Origin of the sequence: Variovorax sp. J22R115, from assembly GCF_030317005.1 — a bacterium.
GTDB lineage: Bacteria > Pseudomonadota > Gammaproteobacteria > Burkholderiales > Burkholderiaceae_C > Variovorax.
On the sequence record NZ_JASZYM010000009.1, the window covers coordinates 70,588 to 87,966 of the forward strand.

Sequence of the window (17,379 nt, forward strand, 5' to 3'; positions counted from 1 at the left end):
TCTTGCTCTTCAGGCGCGCGCAATCGTGTTGGTACGGCGAATCTTCTGCTGGAGTTGGATCACCCCATACAGAAGCGCCTCGGCGGTCGGCGGACAGCCCGGAACATAGACATCGACCGGCACGATGCGATCGCATCCGCGCACGACCGAATAGCTGTAGTGGTAGTAGCCGCCGCCGTTCGCGCACGAGCCCATCGAGAGCACCCAGCGAGGCTCCGGCATCTGGTCGTAGACCTTGCGCAGCGCCGGAGCCATCTTGTTGCAGAGGGTGCCGGCGACGATCATCAGGTCGGACTGGCGCGGGCTGGGCCGGAACAACATGCCGAAGCGGTCGATGTCGTAGCGCGCCGCGCCCGCATGCATCATCTCCACCGCGCAGCAAGCCAGCCCAAAGGTCATGGGCCACAGTGATCCGGTCTTGGCCCAGTTCACCACCGAATCGTAGGTCGTGGTGACGAAGCCTTCCTTCATGACGCCTTCAATGGCCATTTTTCGGATTCCTTGTCATTCCCAGTCGAGGGCGCCTTTTTTCCACTCGTAGACGAAGCCCACGACGAGGATGGCGAGAAAAATCATCATTGCCCAGAACCCGACGGGGCCGATTTCCTTGAGCGCGATGGCCCACGGAAAGAGAAAAGCAATTTCGAGGTCGAACAGGATGAAGAGAATCGCGACGAGGTAGTACCGGACGTCGAACTTCATGCGCGCGTCTTCGAAGGCCTCGAAGCCGCATTCGTAAGGGGAATTTTTTTGCGCGTCGGGCCGGTTAGGACCGAGGATGTAACCCAGAACCTGGGGTGCGACGCCGACTCCGACACCGACCAGGATGAACAACAGGACGGGGAGGTAGGAATCGAGGTTCATCAGGGGGTTCTATCACCGCTTGCCACCGGCAGGAAGCATAGATTCCTGCCGGTGAGATTTGGTGCGGTCGGCGAGACTCGAACTCGCACAGCTTTCGCCACTACCCCCTCAAGATAGCGTGTCTACCAATTTCACCACGACCGCGGTTTTTTCTGTCCGGATGGCATGAGGAACCTCGAGAGGTTTTGGCTTTCCGGAACAGCTTTAGAGTTTACCCTGAAAAACAGCCGTTTTCACTGGACGACTGAAGAGAAGATAGCAGGATTACTTGGCCGGGATCTGCCCGGCGCCCGAAGCAGGCGCGGCCGGGGCCGAAGCCGGCGCATTCGACGCAGGGGCGGCAGGCGCGGGACCCGACGGAATCTCCGCAGCCGAACCCGAACCCGAACCCGAACCCGAAGTCGCAGGTGCCGGCGTCGGTGCCGGTGCAGGCGCGCCGACTGCGGCGCGTTCGAGCAAGCTGCCGCCGCCCGCAGGCCGCGAATGGCCGAAGTAGGCCAGCAGCAGCGTGCAAGCGAAGAAGACGGCAGCGAGAACCGCCGTCGTACGCGAAAGAAAATTCGCACTGCCGCTGGCGCCGAACAGGCTGCCGGCGCTACCGCTGCCGAAGGCCGCGCCCATGTCGGCACCCTTGCCGTGCTGGATCAGGATCAGGCCGATCATCGCGAGTGCGGTGAGCATCTGCACGCCCACGAGAATATTGAGGACCACGTTCATTCGTTCTAACTCCTAAATTGGTTGGCAGCCGCGCTGTATCAGCTGGCCGCGGCGATGATCTGCAGGAAGTCGGGGGCCTTGAGGGACGCGCCGCCGATCAACCCGCCGTCTATATCGGCTTGCGCGAGCAGTTCTGCTGCATTCGCAGCGTTCATGCTGCCGCCGTAAAGAATCCGGATGCCGGCGGCATGGTCGCTCGCGGCGTGGTGCAGTTGCGCGCGCAGCACCGCATGCACGGCCTGCGCCTGCTCAGGCGTTGCCGTCTTGCCGGTGCCGATGGCCCATACGGGTTCGTAGGCCACGACAATCTCGCTGATGCAATGGCCATTGACGTGAATCACCGCTGCGAGTTGGCGCTTGACGATCTCTTCCGTCTGCCCTGCTTCGCGCTGAGCCAGCGTTTCGCCAACGCAGACGATCGGCGTGATGCCATTGGCCAGCGCAGCAGCCGTCTTCGCGGCCACGACCTCGTCGGTCTCGCCGTGATACTGACGCCGCTCCGAATGCCCCACGATCGCGTAGTGCACGCCGAATTCCTTCAGCATTGCCGCCGACTGCTCGCCAGTGAAAGCGCCTTGCGCCTGCGCCGACACATCCTGCGCACCCAATTCGATCGGAGATCCCGCGACCAGCGTTTGCACCTGCGCAAGATAAGGCGCGGGCACGCACACCGCGATGGCGCAAGCCGGGGTACCAACGCCTGCCACCAGGGCCTTCACCAGCGCCTCGTTAGCGGCGAGGCTGCCGTTCATCTTCCAGTTACCCGCGATCAGCTTTTTCTTCGTCATGTCTGTCTTGTTCACCAGGTCAGCACGATCTTGCCGATGTGCTGATTCGATTCCATGAGGACGTGCGCCTGCGCGGCGCCGCTCGGATCACCCTCTGCAGCGAAGCTACTGTGAATGACCGGCTTGACCGCGCCGCTCTCGAGCAGCGGCCACACCTTCTCGCGCAATGCCTTGGCGATCGCCCCCTTGAAGGCGACCGGCCGCGGACGCAGCGTCGAGCCGGTGATGGTGAGCCGCCTGCGCAGCACCAGTCCTGCATTGATTTCACTCTTGACGCCGCCCTGCACCGCGATGATCACCAGCCGGCCGTCCTCGGCCAGGGATTCGATCTCACGCGCCACATAGGCGCCGGCCACCATGTCGAGCACCACGTCGACACCCTTTCCGCCGGTGAGGCGTTTGGCCTCCTCGACGAAATCGGCAGTCTTGTAGTTGATTGCGTGGTCGGCACCGAGCTTCAGGCACGCTTCGCACTTTTCGTCGCTGCCCGCCGTCACGATCACGGTGGCGCCGAGCGCCTTGCCGAGTTGGATGGCCGTGACGCCGATACCGCTCGAACCGCCCTGGATCAGCAAGGTTTCGCCCTTCTGCAGGCGGCCGCGCTCGAACACGTTGCTCCAGACGGTGAAGAAGGTCTCGGGCAGCGTGGCCGCCTCGACGTCGCTCCACGTCTTGGGCACCGGCAGGCATTGCGCGACGGGGGCGACGCACAACTCGGCATAGCCGCCGCCCGCGACCAGCGCGCAGACGTGGTCGCCGATCTTGAAACCGGCATCGGCCAACGCCTTCCCGTCGCCCGACACGATCTCGCCCGCTACTTCAAGGCCGGGCAAGTCCGACGCTCCCGGCGGCACCGGGTAGTGGCCCATCCGCTGAAGCACGTCAGGGCGATTCACGCCGCTTGCGGCCACGCGAATCAGCAGTTCTCCCTCGCCCGCGACGGGTGTGGGACGCTCCACCATGCGCAGCACCTCGGGGGGGCCGAACGATGTGATCTCTATGGCTTTCATGGTCTTCTCTAGGCTGCAATGCCCGCAGTCAGGCGGGCATTGCTCGATCCACAAGTGCGGCGACGTCTCCGCCACCGCTCCTCTTCAGGCCTGATGGTCGCCGCGGTTCGCCTCTTGCAGCGGCAATTGCTCGACCACTTGCTCGCCCTGCTCGCCGCCACGTTCGTTGTTCTCGAAGCGCGGTGCACGTTCGGTGCGCGGCGGACGATCGCCACGGTCACCACGGTCCGAGCGCTCACGGCGATCGCCACGATCGCCACGGTCTTCGCGCGGAGGACGCTCGTTGAACTCCATGCCGGCCGGACGCTCGGCCAGGGCCTTCATGGACAGCTTGACGCGACCCTTTTCGTCGGTCTCGAGCACCTTGACCTTCACGATCTGGCCTTCGCTCAGGTAGTCGGTCACCTTCTCGACGCGCTCGTGCGCAATCTGGCTGATGTGCAGCAGGCCGTCCTTGCCGGGCAGCAGGTTGATGAGCGCGCCGAAATCGAGAATCTTGGTGACCGGGCCTTCGTAGACCTTGCCGATTTCCACTTCCGCGGTGATCTGCTCGATGCGCTTCTTGGCCGCTTCAGCCTTTTCCGGGTCGGTCGAGGCGATGGTGATGGTGCCGTCTTCGTCGATGTTGATCTGCGTGCCAGTCTCTTCGGTCAGCGCGCGGATCACGGAGCCGCCCTTGCCGATCACGTCGCGGATCTTCTCGGGGTTGATCTTCATCGTGAACAGGCGCGGCGCGAAGCTCGAGACTTCGGCCTTGGCCTCGCCCATGGCTTCCTGCATCTTGCCGAGGATGTGCATGCGGGCTTCCTTGGCCTGCGCCAGAGCGACCTGCATGATTTCCTTGGTGATGCCCTGGATCTTGATGTCCATCTGCAACGCCGTAATGCCGTTGGTCGTGCCGGCCACCTTGAAGTCCATGTCACCGAGGTGATCTTCGTCGCCCAGGATGTCGGTCAGCACCGCGAAGCGGTTGTCTTCCTTGATCAGGCCCATGGCGATACCGGCCACGTGGGCCTTCATCGGCACGCCGGCGTCCATCATCGAGAGGCAGCCGCCGCAGACCGAAGCCATCGACGAGGAGCCGTTCGACTCGGTGATTTCCGACACGACGCGAATCGTGTACGGGAATTCTTCCTTGCTCGGCAGGCAAGCGACGAGCGCGCGCTTGGCGAGGCGGCCGTGACCGACTTCGCGGCGCTTGGTGGAGCCCATGCGGCCGACTTCGCCGGTGGCGAAGGGAGGCATGTTGTAGTGGAACAGGAAACGGTCTTCGTATTCGCCGGCCAGCGCGTCGATGCGCTGCGCATCGCGTTCGGTGCCGAGGGTGGTCACGACCAGCGCCTGGGTTTCACCGCGCGTGAACAGGGCCGAACCGTGGGTGCGCGGCAGCACGCCGTTGCGGATTTCGATCGGGCGCACGGTGCGCGTGTCGCGGCCGTCGATGCGGGGCTCGCCCGACAGGATCTGGCTGCGAACGATCTTCGATTCGATCGAAAAAAGCAGGTCGTTGACCTTGCCTGCATCGAAGGGCTCGCCGCTTTCCTTCAGCGCGTTCATCACGCTGGCGTTGGCTTCGCGCAGGGCCTGCGTGCGCGCTTGCTTGCTGCGGATCTGGTAGACGGCGCGCAGCTTTTCCTCTGCCAGGCCCTTGACCTTGGCGACGAAGGCTTCGTCTTCGGCCGGCGGCTGCCAGTCCCACACCGGCTTGCCGGCGTCGCGGACGAGTTCATGGATCGCGTTGATCGCGATGGCGGCTTGCTCATGGCCGAACACCACGCCGCCGAGCATGATTTCTTCGCTCAGTTGCAGGGCTTCGGACTCGACCATCAGCACGGCGGCTTCGGTGCCGGCCACGACCAGATCCATCTGCGAATCCTTGCGCGCGGTCTGACCCGGGTTCAGCACGTACTGGCCGTTGATGTAGCCCACGCGGGCGGCGCCGATCGGGCCACTGAACGGAATGCCGGAAATCGACAGCGCGGCGCTCGTGCCGATCATGGCGGCGATGTCTGCATCGACTTCGGGGTTGAGCGACAGGGTGTGGATGACCACGTGCACTTCGTTCAGGAAGCCTTCGGGGAACAGCGGGCGGATCGGACGGTCGATCAGGCGGCTGGTCAGCGTTTCGTGTTCGCTGGGCTTGGCTTCGCGCTTGAAGAAGCTACCGGGGATCTTGCCTGCGGCATAGGTCTTCTCGATGTAGTCAACGGTCAGGGGGAAGAAGTCCTGGCCGGGCTTGGCGGATTTGGAAGCGACTACGGTCGCCAGGACCACGGTGCCCTCGATGTCCACCTTGACGGCGCCGCTGGCCTGGCGCGCGATTTCGCCGGTTTCCAGGACGACAGTCTTGTCGCCCCACTGAAAGGACTTGGTGACTTTGTTGAAGAGGCTCATGTTCAGCTCCTGTTTTTTGATAGCGGCTCGACCCGTGATAGTCACAGGCCCCGCGGGGCCGGAGCGCTTTCCAGAACACGATGCCATTCCAGAGAAGCTCGCCGGGAACCTCGTTGGAATGACACAGCTTCGCTCTGTTTGGCGGCTCCGAAGTAAAAAACGCCTGAGCTAGCGGACTAACCCAGGCGTTCTTGCATGCGATTCGGCTTACTTGCGCAGACCCAGCTTGGCGATCAGCGCGGTGTAGCGGTCGGCGTCCTTGGACTTGAGGTAGTCCAGCAGCTTGCGGCGGCGGCTCACCATGCGCAGCAGGCCGCGACGACCGTGGTGGTCCTTGGCGTGCGTCTTGAAGTGCGGGGTGAGTTCGTTGATGCGGGCGGTCAGTAGTGCGACTTGCACTTCGGGACTGCCGGTATCGTTGGCGGCGCGGGCGTTGTCCTTGACAACTTCGGCCTTGATAGAGGCTGCGATCATTTGATTTTCCTAGTTCCGGGATGTTTGACTTGCGGTGTATGCTGGAACTGCGCGCACCGTGCGCCTTGCGGCATGCAAAGCTTTGGGATTATAGCTCGCCCCCAGGCTGCGCGCACTTCGTGCCGCTTCGCCTTCCCCTTCCGGGGGCAACACCTGCGGACCGGCGGAGCCGGATCCGCGGTGTTTCACGTCTTTTGTTGCGCGGCCAGCCAGCGTTTGAGGCGATTGACGCCCTCCACCAGGCGCTGCTTGTCCTTGGATGCGAAGCACCAGCGGAGCCAGCCTTGCGCCTCCGGCGCGAAGGCGTTGCCGGGGGCCAGGCCCAGGCCGGCTTCGGCCACCAGGCGCTTGGCGACTTCCAGGGAATCGTCAAAGCCGTCGAGCTTGAAGAAGGCGTACATGCCGCCGCGCGCGGGAGCCACCTCGACGCCGGGAATGTCCGACAGCAAGGGGACCAGGGTGTCGCGGCAGGATTTCAGGTGCGCGACGATCTTGGGGGTGATTTCCTCGGTGTGGGCCAGTGCGGCGACGCCGGCGCGCTGGGTGAAGACGCTGGCGCACGAGGTGTTGAACTCGATCAGCTTGCCCATACCGTCCATCAGCGCGGGGGGCAGAACCAGCCAGCCGAGTCGCCAACCCGTCATCAGGAAGCTTTTGGAGAAACTGTGGGCGACCACCAAGCGGTCGTCGGGCGACGCGACGTCGAGGAAGCTGGGCGCGCAGCGGTTGGGCGTCGGTTCGTAATACAGGCGCTCGTAGACCTCGTCGGCGAGGATCCAGGTGCCGGTGGCGCGGCAATGGTCGAGGATCGCCTGCTGCTCGGCCCGCGTCAGCGTCCAGCCGGTCGGATTGTTCGGCGCGTTGACGATGAGCAGCTTGGTCGATGGCGTCACTGCGGCGCGCAGCGCTGCGAGGTCGAGGGTCCACTGCCCTCCCGTGGGAACCAGGGGCACGCAGCGCACCCTTGCGCCGAGGATTGCCGGTTGCGCGGTGAGGTTGGGCCATACCGGGGTGATGGCGACGACCTCGTCACCCGCATCGACGAGCGCCTGCACGGCCAGCATCAGCGCGCTGACGCCGCCGGAGGTGATCGCAATGCGCGACGACTCGATCTTCGGGTGCAGGCCGCTCATGTATCCAGCGACGGCCTCGCGCAGTTCGGGCAGACCCAGGTTGTGCGCATAGAAGGTTTCGCCACGCTGCAGCGACTCGATGGCCGCCTGGCGGATGACCTCGGGCGTGACTTCGTCGCTCTCGCCGAACCAGAAGGCCAGCACGTCGCTGCGGCCCAGGCCGGCGTTGGCGACTTCACGGATCTTGGAGGCTTCGAGGTTGTGGATGGCTTCGCGCATCGGATTTTTCCTTGGGGATTCAGGGGCGCTGCATCTGGCAGCTGGTGGGCATTTCGGCGCGGCTGGCCGGGATCGTCTTCACGACACGGAAGCCGTAGCCGGAGCCTTCGACGTCGAACTTCACGCCGGGCGCGCCCTGCTTGTCCATGACGCCGACGACGAGGCTCTGCTGGAACTGATGGTCAGCAGCGCGCATGTGGCCGCTCTGACCCGACAGCGTGACGTTGGCCTTCTCGAGCGCGCGCGCCACGGCCACGGTATCAACGCTCCCCGCGCGCTCGATCGCCTGCGCCAGCGCCTCGATCATCAGTTGCATGCGCATGTGGACGTAGTCGTCGGCGGCTTTCGGAAAGCGCTCGCGGAAAGACCGGTAGAAGGCCTCGGACTGCGGCGTCTGCACGTTCGGCAGCCAGTCGGCCACCGCGATCACGCGCCCGATGCCGGCGTCGCCGATGGCCGCCGGCGCACCGAGGGCGTTGCCGTAGAAGGTGTAGAAGGTGCCGTTGAAACCGGCTTCTCGCGCCGCCTTCACGAGCAAGGTGAGATCGTTGCCCCAGTTGCCGGTGATGACCGCCTGCGCGCCACTCGCAAGGATCTTGCTCGCATAGGGCGCGAAATCCTTGACCCGCCCCATCGGGTGCAACTCGTCGCCCACGATCTTCACGTCCGGGCGCAGCACGCCGAGCTGCCGTCTGGACTCACGCAACACCGCCTGTCCGAAGCTGTAGTCCTGGCCGAACAGGTAGACGCGTTGGAGCGCCTTGTCGTCCTTCAGGACATCCATCAGCGCGGTGACGCGCATGTCGGCGTGCGCATCGAAGCGGAAGTGCCAGAAGCTGCAGCGCTCGTTGGTGAGCGCCGGATCGACCGCCGAGTAGTTGAGGAAGAGCACCCGCCGGGCCGGATCGCGCTCGTTGTTCTTCTCGATCGCATCGATCAGCGCGGCCGCCGTGGCCGACGAGTTGCCCTGCAGCACGATGCGCGCGCCGTCGTCCATCGCCGCGCGCAAGGCGGACAGCGCCTCCTCGTTCTGCCCCTTGCTGTCGTAGCGGTCCAGCTGCAGAAAGCGAGCGCCGCCCGGCAGCTTGACCCCACCGCGCGCATTGACGCGCTCCACCGCCCACAGCAGATTGCGGAACACCGCCTCGCCGGTGTTGGCGAAGGGGCCGCTCATGCTCTCGATGAGCGCGATACGGATGGGAGGCGCGGGCTGCGCATGCGCCAGGCCCAACACCGATGCGCATAGTGCCGAGGCGCCGAATTTCAAGGCGGCGCGACGGCAAATAAAGCTTGCATTCATTGCTTGAAAGTCCCTGGGGCCGCTCCTAGTTGAGGGGCATGCGGCACTTGTCTTGTTGAAACCGCCGCGCAGTGTACGGGACACACATTTCTTGTCCCCATTCTCATCGCTCAGGAGTTCTCACCATGTTTTTCGCACCCGCCGTTCGCACCGCCCGCTTCGTTCCGCGTTCGTACGACCGGAGCCTGGAGCGCTTCGTCAACGAGGCATTCTCCGGAGCGCAACGCTCGCTCAATGTCGAACAGGACGACAAGACCTGGACCTTGACGCTGGACGTGCCCGGCCTGTCGCGTGATGACCTCACGATCGGCATCGAAGGCGCCGTGGTTCGCATCGAGAGCAAGGCGGAGGCCAAGCGCCAGCTCAAGGCCGCGTACGAACTGCCACAGGACATCGACGTGGCCGCGAGCCAAGCCAAGCTCGAAAACGGCGTTCTGACGCTCAAGCTGGGCAAGCTGGTTCCGGTCAGCAATGTCGCTCAGCTCGCCATCAACTGACAACCTGTCGCTTCGAACTCAAAAAACGCAATACACGGGCCGGTAACTTTCAGTTGCCGGCCCGATGCGTTTTTGACTCACAATCGGTGCGTATTTCGTCACGTTCTGTGACGATTTTTTCAATGCCTTCCTCTTAATTTGCGCTGGAAGCGAACGGGACTGCGGTGGCAGCAGACGCGAGGCGCCCCGACGAAGCACCATGAAAACGCACTTGAAGCTTGCAGACGACGACGCCCGTTCGGACACCCTGTTGGTGTTCCTCCCGGGGGCCTTCCTCAAGCCTGAAGAATTCGAGCGCGAAGGTTTCGTCCATGCCGTGAGGGAGCGCGAGCTGGCCGCGGACGCCCTGCTCGTCGATGCCGATGTGTCGTACTTCTACGACCAGACCTTCATCGAGCGGCTGCACGACGACGTCATCCAGCCGCAGCGCTCCCTGGGCTACAAGTCGATCTGGCTGGTCGGCATTTCCATCGGCGGCTTCGGCGCGCTGATCCACGAACTGGCAAAGCCAGGCGCCGTCGACGGCATCGTGGCGCTGGCGCCCTATCTCGGGCGCCGCCCCATCGCCGCGGAAATCCACAAGGCCGGTGGCCTGCGTGCCTGGAAGGCGCCCGAAGGACCGCCGCCCGACGAGGAAGTCGATCGCAAGCTCTGGCCCTGGCTCCAGCAATATTCGTCGCCGAAGCGTGCGGAGAACCTGCCGCCGCTGTATTTGGGATTCGGGCTCAGCGACCGTTTCGCGGCCAACCATCAACTGCTGGCGGATGCGCTGCCGGACGGCCGCGTGTTCACCACGGAAGGCGGGCACGATTGGCCCCAATGGTCGCAACTCTGGCGCAAGGTGCTCGATGTGCTCCCGCTTCCATCGCGCACCATGAAGGGCTCTAGGCGAGCGGTGACGCCTCGGTCAACGACGCCAGCGGCCATCGCGGCTTGACGTCGAAGGCGTAGCGCTCGGTCGGCGACTGCATGCCGGCCTGAAGACGCATCGCGGCAGCCATGGCGATCATGGCGCCGTTGTCGGTGCACAGGTGCAGCTCCGGATAGTGCACGCGAACCCCGCGTTTCGCACATGCCGCGTTCAGTTGCTCGCGCAACGCCCGATTGGCGCCTACGCCGCCGGCGACCACCAGCCGATTCAGGCCTGTCTGTTCGATGGCGCCCAGCGATTTCTTCAGCAGCACTTCCACGATCGCAGCCTGGGTCGATGCGGCGAGATCGGCCTTGCGCGCCTCCAGCTCGCTGCCCAGTTTCTTGGCCTGGGTGAGCACTGCCGTCTTGAGGCCGGCAAACGAGAAGTCGAGGTCGCCGCTGTGCAGCAGGGGGCGCGGCAATTTGAACGCCGCCGCGTCGCCGCCTTCCGCCAGCTTGGCAAGCCAGGGACCGCCCGGATAAGGCAGGCCCATCAGCTTGGCGCTCTTGTCGAAGGCTTCGCCGGCGGCGTCATCGATGGTTTCGCCCAGTAGCTCGTAGCGCCCGACGCCGTCGACGCGCATCAGTTGCGTATGTCCGCCTGACACCAGCAAGGCCACGAAGGGAAATTCCGGCGCGTCCGCGCTCAGGAAGGGCGACAGCAGATGGCCCTCCAGGTGGTGCACGCCGAGCACGGGCTTGCCGAGCGCCGCTCCCAGCGCGCAAGCCACACCGGCGCCGACCAGCAAGGCACCCGCCAGGCCCGGCCCGCGCGTGTACGCCACGACGTCCACATCCGCGAGCTTCCGCCCGGCTTCGGCGAACACGGCCTGCGCCAACGGAAGAACACGGCGGATGTGATCGCGGCTCGCCAGCTCGGGGACGACGCCGCCATAGGCCTGGTGCATGGCGATCTGGCTGTGCAGCGCGTGCGCGGCCAGGCGCGGCAGACCGCTCTCCCCTGCCTCGACGAGGGCGACCCCGGTTTCGTCGCAAGACGATTCGATTCCCAGTACAAACATCCAGCGAGTGTAGGTTGCGCCCGATTTCGGGGCACGGATGTTGCTGGATAGGCTCATGCGCAAAGGTGTATGCATAGAGACTCGAAAACGACGATGAAATCTGGCTTGAGCTTTTTGGTTGCGGCTCTTCGATGCGAGATCGAGGGGTTGGAGCAGCTCGACCGAACCAGTCAACTGGTCGGAACGATCAGCCGGCTGGTGCATGCCTTGCAGCGCGAGCGGGGAATTTCGAACGTGCTCCTGGCGTCGCGAGGCCAGCGCTTCGGCGCTCAGCGTGACGAGCAGATCGCCGAGTGCCTGCGAATGGAAGAAGCGGCGCGCCTCGGTTTCGAGCAGTTGGAGATGGAAACTGCCCGCATCGGCAACGGTGCGCGGCTGTTCAGCCGCATTGCCTGGGTGCTGCCGGGGCTGGATGCGCTGCCGGAATTGCGTCGTCGCATCGGTGCGCTGGAGGTGGACTCGGCCGAATCGACCGCTGCCTTCGTCAAGCTGATCGCGGGCCTTCTCGCCGTCGTGTTCGAGGCGGCTGACGGCGCGACGGATCCGGAGGTCTCGCGCGCACTCGTGGCGCTCTTCAATTTCATGCAAGGCAAGGAGTTCGCGGGGCAGGAACGCGCCTGCGGTGCCGCCGCCTTTGCCTCGGGCCGCAACGACAGCAACCGGCAACAACAGTGGCTGCACCTCATCGATTCGCAGGAGCGGTGCTTTCAGGTCTTCACCGAGTTTTCGGCGCAGGAGCTCGTCGATATCTGGCGTGCGAGCCTGCCCACCACGCAGATGGCCGAACTGGAGCGGCTTCGCCGCATCGCCTGCGCGGCACCGGCGGGCGTGGTGCTCGATACCGACTTGAGCCAGACATGGTTCGATTGCTGCACGCGGCGAATCGACGCCATGCGGTCCATCGAGGAACGCCTTGCCGACGACCTCCACCGGATCTGCCAGCAGAAGACTGCGCAAGCCCGCGCGGAGTTGCAGACTCACCAGGCACTGCTGGCAAAGGTCAGCGGCCAGCCCGATGCGACGGCTGCCGCGTACTTCGACGGGCCGGCAACGCTGGACCCCGCACCGTACGGCCGACAGCTTGAACGATCGATTCTCGACATGGTCCAGGAGCAATCGCACCGGCTTCAGGCGATGAGCGACGAACTCGACACCGTGCGCGCGGCGCTCAACGAGCGCAAGCTGGTCGAGCGCGCCAAGGGTCTCCTGATGGCGCACCGCCGGATCAGCGAACAGGAGGCGCACAAGATGCTGCGCCAGACCGCCATGAACCAGAACCGAAGGCTGATCGATGTCGCCGAATCGGTGCTGGCCATGGCCGAGTACCTGCCCAAGGATGCGTCGTCTTGAGCGCGCCGCCAAGCCGGAATGGTGCGCTGCACAACAATCGCGCTTCGTTCGGCTTCGAAAGAAAATCTCTTCCCAGCCCAATGCAGGCGTCGATTTGAAGCTATGTTTTTCATAGCAATCGGCCGCTCGAAATCGCTGGCACGTAGCTTGCAATCAACCTGCCCATAGACCAACGAAGGTCTGTAGGCAGGCGGCATCCAACGGCGGGTGCAGCCCACTCAACCGGACAAAGGCGTCCCCACCCGCAAGGGCTCGTTTTCGAGCAGCCCTGCGCGGTGAGGACGCCTTTTTTGTTTTCTGCTTTGTCCTATTTCCACTTCGGAGTTCGCCCCATGACCGATTCGCTGCCATCCAAACTGAGTCGCCGACGTGTGCTGCAGGCCGCAGCGGCCGGAGTTGTCGGGCTCGACCCCGCCCTGCGCGCGGCCGTCTGGGCCCAGGGCTCGGACAAGCCGGAGAAGGAGGAAGTCAAGATCGGCTTCATTCCGCTCACCGACTGCGCCAGCGTCGTGATGGCCTCCGTGCTGGGCATCGACAAGAAGTACGGCGTGAAGATCGTGCCGAGCAAGGAAGCAAGCTGGGCCGGCGTGCGCGACAAGCTCGTCAACGGCGAACTCGACTTCGCCCATGTGCTCTACGGCCTGGTCTACGGCGTGCACCTCGGCATCGGCGGCCCGAAAAAGGACATGGCCGTGCTGATGACGCTCAACAACAACGGCCAGGCGATCACGTTGTCGAAGAAGCTCGCCGACAAGGGCGCGGTGGATGGCGCCTCGCTGGCCAAGGTGATGGCCGGCAACAAGGCCGAATACACCTTCGCGCAGACCTTCCCCACCGGCACCCACGCGATGTGGCTCTACTACTGGATGGCCGCCAACGGGATCGATCCGCTGAAGGACGCCAAGGTCATCACCGTGCCGCCGCCGCAGATGGTCGCGAACATGCGCGTCGGCAACATGGACGGCTACTGCGTGGGCGAACCCTGGGGCCAGCGCGCGATCATGGATGGCATCGGCATCACCGCCATCACGACGCAGGACATCTGGAAGGACCACCCGGAAAAGGTGCTCGGCACCACCGGTGACTTCGTCAAGAAGTACCCCAACACCGCGCGCGCCGTGACCGCCGCCATCCTCGAAGCCGGCAAATGGATCGACGCCGGCCTGCAGAACAAGAACAAGATGGCCGAGACCATAGCGGACAAGAGCTACGTCAACACCAGCGTGGATGCAATCAACCAGCGCATCCTCGGCCGCTACACCAACGGCCTCGGCAAGAACTGGGACGACCCCAACTTCATGAAGTTCTACAACGACGGCGCGGTCACTTTCCCGTACCTGTCGGACGGCATGTGGTTTCTCACGCAGCACAAGCGCTGGGGCCTGCTGAAGGAGCATCCGGACTACCTGCAAGTGGCGACACAGATCAACCAGATCGACATCTACAAGCAGGCCGCCGCGGCCACGAAGACTTCCGTTCCGAAGGAAGCGATGCGCACCAGCAAGCTGTTCGACGGCGTCGTCTGGGACGGCAAGAACCCGAAGCAGTACGCCGATTCGTTCAAGGTCCACGTCTGAGGAGCGCACCATGGTCAGTGCCGTCTTTCACTCCCCGCTCGACGCGACTCCGGTCATGCCGGCCGCTGCGAAGACCGTTGCCGCCGCCAGGCCCGTGGCTCCGGCCAGGCAGGTCGAATCCGAGCCGCGCCCGCCTCGTGATTTCAGCGCGCTGTGGCTGCGCGTGCTACCGCCCGTACTGGGCTTTGCGCTCCTGATCCTGATCTGGGAACTGGTCGCGATGAAGAGCACCACCGGCTTCCCCTCACCGCTGACGACATGGAAGCAGGCGCTGATCGTGTTCAGCGATCCGTTCTACAGCAAGGGGCCGAACGACCAGGGCGTGGGCTGGAACGTCCTCTCGTCGCTGCAGCGCGTGGGGCTCGGCTTCGGGCTCGCGGCGGCGGTGGGCATTCCCGCAGGCTTCGCGATCGGGCGCTTCGAGTTCCTCTCGCGCATGTTCAATCCGCTGATCAGCCTGTTGCGTCCGGTATCGCCGCTGGCCTGGCTGCCGATCGGGCTGCTGGTGTTCAAGGGCGCGAATCCTGCAGCCATCTGGACCATCTTCATCTGCTCGATCTGGCCGATGATCATCAACACCGCCGTCGGCGTGCAGCGCGTGCCGAGCGACTACATGAACGTTGCCAAGGTGCTGAACCTCAGCGAATGGAAGATCTTCACCAAGATCCTCTTTCCTGCCGTGCTGCCCTACATGCTGACCGGCGTGCGCCTCGCGGTCGGCACTGCCTGGCTCGTGATCGTCGCGGCCGAGATGCTGACCGGCGGCGTGGGCATCGGCTTCTGGGTGTGGGACGAGTGGAACAACCTCAACGTCGCTAACATCATCATCGCGATCTTCGTCATCGGCATCGTCGGACTCGTGCTCGAGTTTGCGCTGATCAGGATTGCCACGGCATTCACGTTCGAAGAGGTCAAGTCATGAACGACGACAGCAAGTACATCCAGATCCAGGGCGTGGAGCAGCGCTTCAAGACGGCCAAGGGCAGTTTCCTCGCGCTGCGTGACGTGAACCTCAACGTGGCAAAGGGCGAGTTCATCACCCTGATCGGGCACTCGGGCTGCGGCAAGTCGACCCTGCTGAACCTGATCGCAGGCCTCACCACGCCGACGCAAGGCGCCCTGCTCTGCGCCAACCGCGAGATCAAGGGCCCCGGCCCGGAACGAGCAGTCGTGTTCCAGAACCATTCGCTGCTGCCCTGGCTCACCTGCCAAGAGAACGTGTACCTCGCGGTCGAGCGCGTGTTCGCACCGACCGAAGGCAAGGCGCAACTCAAGGCACGCACCGACGCGGCGCTGGCATTGGTCGGCCTCACGGCCGCCGCGCAGAAGCGCCCCGGCGAGATCTCGGGCGGCATGAAGCAGCGCGTGGGCATCGCACGCGCACTGTCGATGGAACCGAAGGTGTTGCTGATGGATGAGCCCTTCGGCGCCCTCGATGCGCTCACCCGCGCCAAGCTGCAGGACGAACTGCTCGCCATCGTGCAGAAGACGCACAGCACCGTCGTCATGGTGACGCACGATGTGGACGAGGCAGTGCTGCTCTCGGACCGCATCGTGATGCTGACCAACGGCCCGGCCGCCACGATCGGCGAGGTGCTGGCGGTCGACATTCCGCGCCCGCGCAATCGCGTCGAGCTCGCCGAGGATCCGGTCTACGTGCACGCGCGCAAGGCGGTGATCGACTTTCTCTACACGCGCCAGGCGCACGTGGAGAAAGTCGCCGCCTGAGGCGACCCGCGCCGACGACGCGCGCGACCGGAGTCAGGACATGATGACCTGCAGGCTGTGTTCGTACGACGCAGTGAGATGGTCGAAGGTGTCGACCAGCGCATCGCTGGAACGCACCAGCGCGGAGCGGCCTTCGGCGCTATCGGCCTCCCGCACGCCGTGCACGAGTTGCAGCCATTCGTCCCGTGCGCCTGCCAACGCGGTGCGAATCTCCGGTGAGCTCAGGGGTGCGCGTTCGAGTTCCAGCAATGCGGACTCGAACTCGTCCATGGTCGGCGCCAGGCGTGCGCGCGAGGCATCGGCCGACAAGGTCGACGCCAGCAGCGCGTCCTTCGCCAGCCGCTGCGCACGCATGCGTTGGCGCCCGCAGATGTTGACGATGCGGAGCGCCCGTCGCGCGCCCGATGCCTCCAGTGCACCTGTCAGAGCTTCGGCGGCCGACAGCAAAATGTCGGCGCGCGCATCGATATCGATCAGCGCCTTCGGTCCGAGCCTCGTCGCGAGCGCTGTCTCCAGGCTCTGCCACGCCAGGCGTACATCGGCCAGAGCCTGCGCGCCGGATTCATCGAGTTCGAAGGCTGCCAGATGATTCAGGTTGTCCTGCACCCGTTCGGTCGATTGCGTGCGCAGGACGCGCGCACGCCGCGCGTCGATGCCAGCCAGTGCCTGCGCAGCGACCCGGACCAAGCGCTGCGACAGCATGCGCAACTGTCCGGCGCGATTGATCGCATCGGCCCACCGGGACGCCTCCACCACGGAGCGCGAGACCTCGCCCAGTCGCAGATTGGCATGCATCGCAGCGCCGCGAAGCAGGCCGAAGGCCTCGTCTTCACCGATGCCGCGCGCCGACATCAGCAATCCCTTGGCGCGACCGACCCATTTGCGCTCGTCCAGACGGGTGCGCAAGGATTCCAGTTCGGTGCGCAGGGAAGTCTCCCGCTGCCAGCGCGCCCGCGCGCGGCCCAGCAGCGCATCGAGCGATCGCGCGTCGAGTCCCTCGATCGACGCCCACGCATGCACGCCCAGCGCCGCGACCTCTTCATGCGCCTCCCGATTCAATGGTGCGGAGACCAGGCTCAACGCACAGGGCGGCACGCCCGACCACGCCTCCAGCGCATCGACGAGATCCGGTGTCACCGCCGGCACGCAGATCAGGATTTCGCGAGGCGCGAGCGACTGCGCCCGCGTCGCCATCGTGCGGCAACTCGCACGTGCGACCTCCGCGGCATGGGCGCCAACGAAGGCGCGCTGCAGGACTTCGGGAAGATCGGTGGCTTCGTGGGGCAGAACGACAAGAAGTGGATTCACGACAGACTTCAAGCTGGAGGCGAAAGCATAGGTCACGCACGGTCACATTCGCTGGCATATCTCTTGCGTGACATTGCGCGTGGTGT

The 17,379-nt window shown here is 64.6% G+C and carries 16 protein-coding genes, 1 tRNA gene and 1 pseudogene; 6 read left to right on the forward strand and 12 right to left on the reverse strand.

Going from position 1 to position 17,379, the window contains the following annotated elements; all coding sequences use genetic code 11:
* Positions 1-9: 9 nt before the first annotated feature.
* From QTI04_RS17005 to QTI04_RS17050, 10 genes and pseudogenes are all read right to left on the reverse strand, one after another.
* Entirely contained in the window at positions 10-489 is a 480-nt protein-coding gene (locus QTI04_RS17005; protein ID WP_012748606.1) for an NADH-quinone oxidoreductase subunit B family protein, read from the reverse strand.
* Between the two features lie 15 nt (positions 490-504).
* Positions 505-864 (reverse strand): NADH-quinone oxidoreductase subunit A, encoded by a 360-nt coding sequence (locus QTI04_RS17010; protein WP_028248911.1) that lies wholly within the window; start codon positions 862-864, stop codon positions 505-507.
* A gap of 59 nt (positions 865-923) precedes the next feature.
* Positions 924-1,008: transfer RNA gene (locus tag QTI04_RS17015), tRNA-Leu, on the reverse strand.
* Positions 1,009-1,128: 120 nt separating this feature from the next.
* Complete coding sequence (gene secG / locus QTI04_RS17020; protein WP_286616665.1) at positions 1,129-1,581, reverse strand: preprotein translocase subunit SecG; 453 nt, start codon at positions 1,579-1,581, stop codon at positions 1,129-1,131.
* A gap of 38 nt (positions 1,582-1,619) precedes the next feature.
* Positions 1,620-2,369, reverse strand: a complete 750-nt coding sequence (tpiA, locus tag QTI04_RS17025; protein ID WP_286616666.1) for a triose-phosphate isomerase — start codon at positions 2,367-2,369, stop codon at positions 1,620-1,622.
* Between the two features lie 11 nt (positions 2,370-2,380).
* Positions 2,381-3,379, reverse strand: a complete 999-nt coding sequence (locus QTI04_RS17030; protein WP_286616667.1) for an NAD(P)H-quinone oxidoreductase — start codon at positions 3,377-3,379, stop codon at positions 2,381-2,383.
* A gap of 84 nt (positions 3,380-3,463) precedes the next feature.
* Positions 3,464-5,773 carry a polyribonucleotide nucleotidyltransferase gene (gene pnp / locus QTI04_RS17035; RefSeq protein ID WP_286599907.1) on the reverse strand — a complete coding sequence of 770 codons (2,310 nt, stop codon included), beginning with the start codon at positions 5,771-5,773 and terminating at the stop codon, positions 3,464-3,466.
* Between the two features lie 207 nt (positions 5,774-5,980).
* Positions 5,981-6,247, reverse strand: coding sequence for a 30S ribosomal protein S15 (gene rpsO, locus QTI04_RS17040; protein WP_007837783.1), 267 nt, complete (start codon positions 6,245-6,247; stop codon positions 5,981-5,983).
* Positions 6,248-6,432: 185 nt separating this feature from the next.
* Positions 6,433-7,605 (reverse strand): annotated as a pseudogene (locus QTI04_RS17045) (pyridoxal phosphate-dependent aminotransferase); the annotation flags it as partial.
* Between the two features lie 13 nt (positions 7,606-7,618).
* Positions 7,619-8,899, reverse strand: a complete 1,281-nt coding sequence (locus QTI04_RS17050) for a branched-chain amino acid ABC transporter substrate-binding protein (RefSeq protein ID WP_286616668.1) — start codon at positions 8,897-8,899, stop codon at positions 7,619-7,621.
* A 125-nt stretch (positions 8,900-9,024) separates the two neighbouring features.
* On the opposite strand from QTI04_RS17050, the gene QTI04_RS17055 reads away from it, so the two are divergent.
* Positions 9,025-9,396 (forward strand): Hsp20/alpha crystallin family protein, encoded by a 372-nt coding sequence (locus tag QTI04_RS17055; RefSeq protein ID WP_286599905.1) that lies wholly within the window; start codon positions 9,025-9,027, stop codon positions 9,394-9,396.
* A gap of 199 nt (positions 9,397-9,595) precedes the next feature.
* Positions 9,596-10,333: an alpha/beta hydrolase gene (locus QTI04_RS17060; protein WP_286599904.1), complete on the forward strand. Its 738-nt coding sequence runs from the start codon at positions 9,596-9,598 to the stop codon at positions 10,331-10,333.
* Here QTI04_RS17060 and tsaD read toward each other — a convergent pair.
* Complete coding sequence (gene tsaD / locus QTI04_RS17065; protein WP_286599902.1) at positions 10,281-11,330, reverse strand: tRNA (adenosine(37)-N6)-threonylcarbamoyltransferase complex transferase subunit TsaD; 1,050 nt, start codon at positions 11,328-11,330, stop codon at positions 10,281-10,283. The two genes, QTI04_RS17060 and tsaD, sit on opposite strands and share 53 nt — an antisense overlap.
* Positions 11,331-11,423: 93 nt before the next feature.
* On the opposite strand from tsaD, the gene QTI04_RS17070 reads away from it, so the two are divergent.
* From QTI04_RS17070 to QTI04_RS17085, 4 genes are all read left to right on the forward strand, one after another.
* On the forward strand, positions 11,424-12,680 hold the full coding sequence (locus QTI04_RS17070; protein ID WP_286616669.1) for a nitrate regulatory protein: 1,257 nt from the start codon (positions 11,424-11,426) through the stop codon (positions 12,678-12,680).
* A 332-nt stretch (positions 12,681-13,012) separates the two neighbouring features.
* Positions 13,013-14,257, forward strand: coding sequence for a CmpA/NrtA family ABC transporter substrate-binding protein (locus QTI04_RS17075; RefSeq protein WP_286616670.1), 1,245 nt, complete (start codon positions 13,013-13,015; stop codon positions 14,255-14,257).
* A 10-nt stretch (positions 14,258-14,267) separates the two neighbouring features.
* Positions 14,268-15,179 (forward strand): nitrate ABC transporter permease, encoded by a 912-nt coding sequence (gene ntrB / locus QTI04_RS17080; RefSeq protein ID WP_286599898.1) that lies wholly within the window; start codon positions 14,268-14,270, stop codon positions 15,177-15,179.
* A complete protein-coding gene (locus QTI04_RS17085) occupies positions 15,176-15,985 on the forward strand; it encodes an ABC transporter ATP-binding protein (protein WP_286616671.1) in 810 nt (269 codons plus the stop codon). The genes ntrB and QTI04_RS17085 overlap by 4 nt, the downstream gene beginning before the upstream one ends.
* Positions 15,986-16,018: 33 nt before the next feature.
* Here the strand turns inward: QTI04_RS17085 and QTI04_RS17090 are convergent, their stop codons facing one another.
* Positions 16,019-17,293: a type IV pili methyl-accepting chemotaxis transducer N-terminal domain-containing protein gene (locus QTI04_RS17090; RefSeq protein ID WP_286616672.1), complete on the reverse strand. Its 1,275-nt coding sequence runs from the start codon at positions 17,291-17,293 to the stop codon at positions 16,019-16,021.
* Positions 17,294-17,379: the final 86 nt, after the last annotated feature.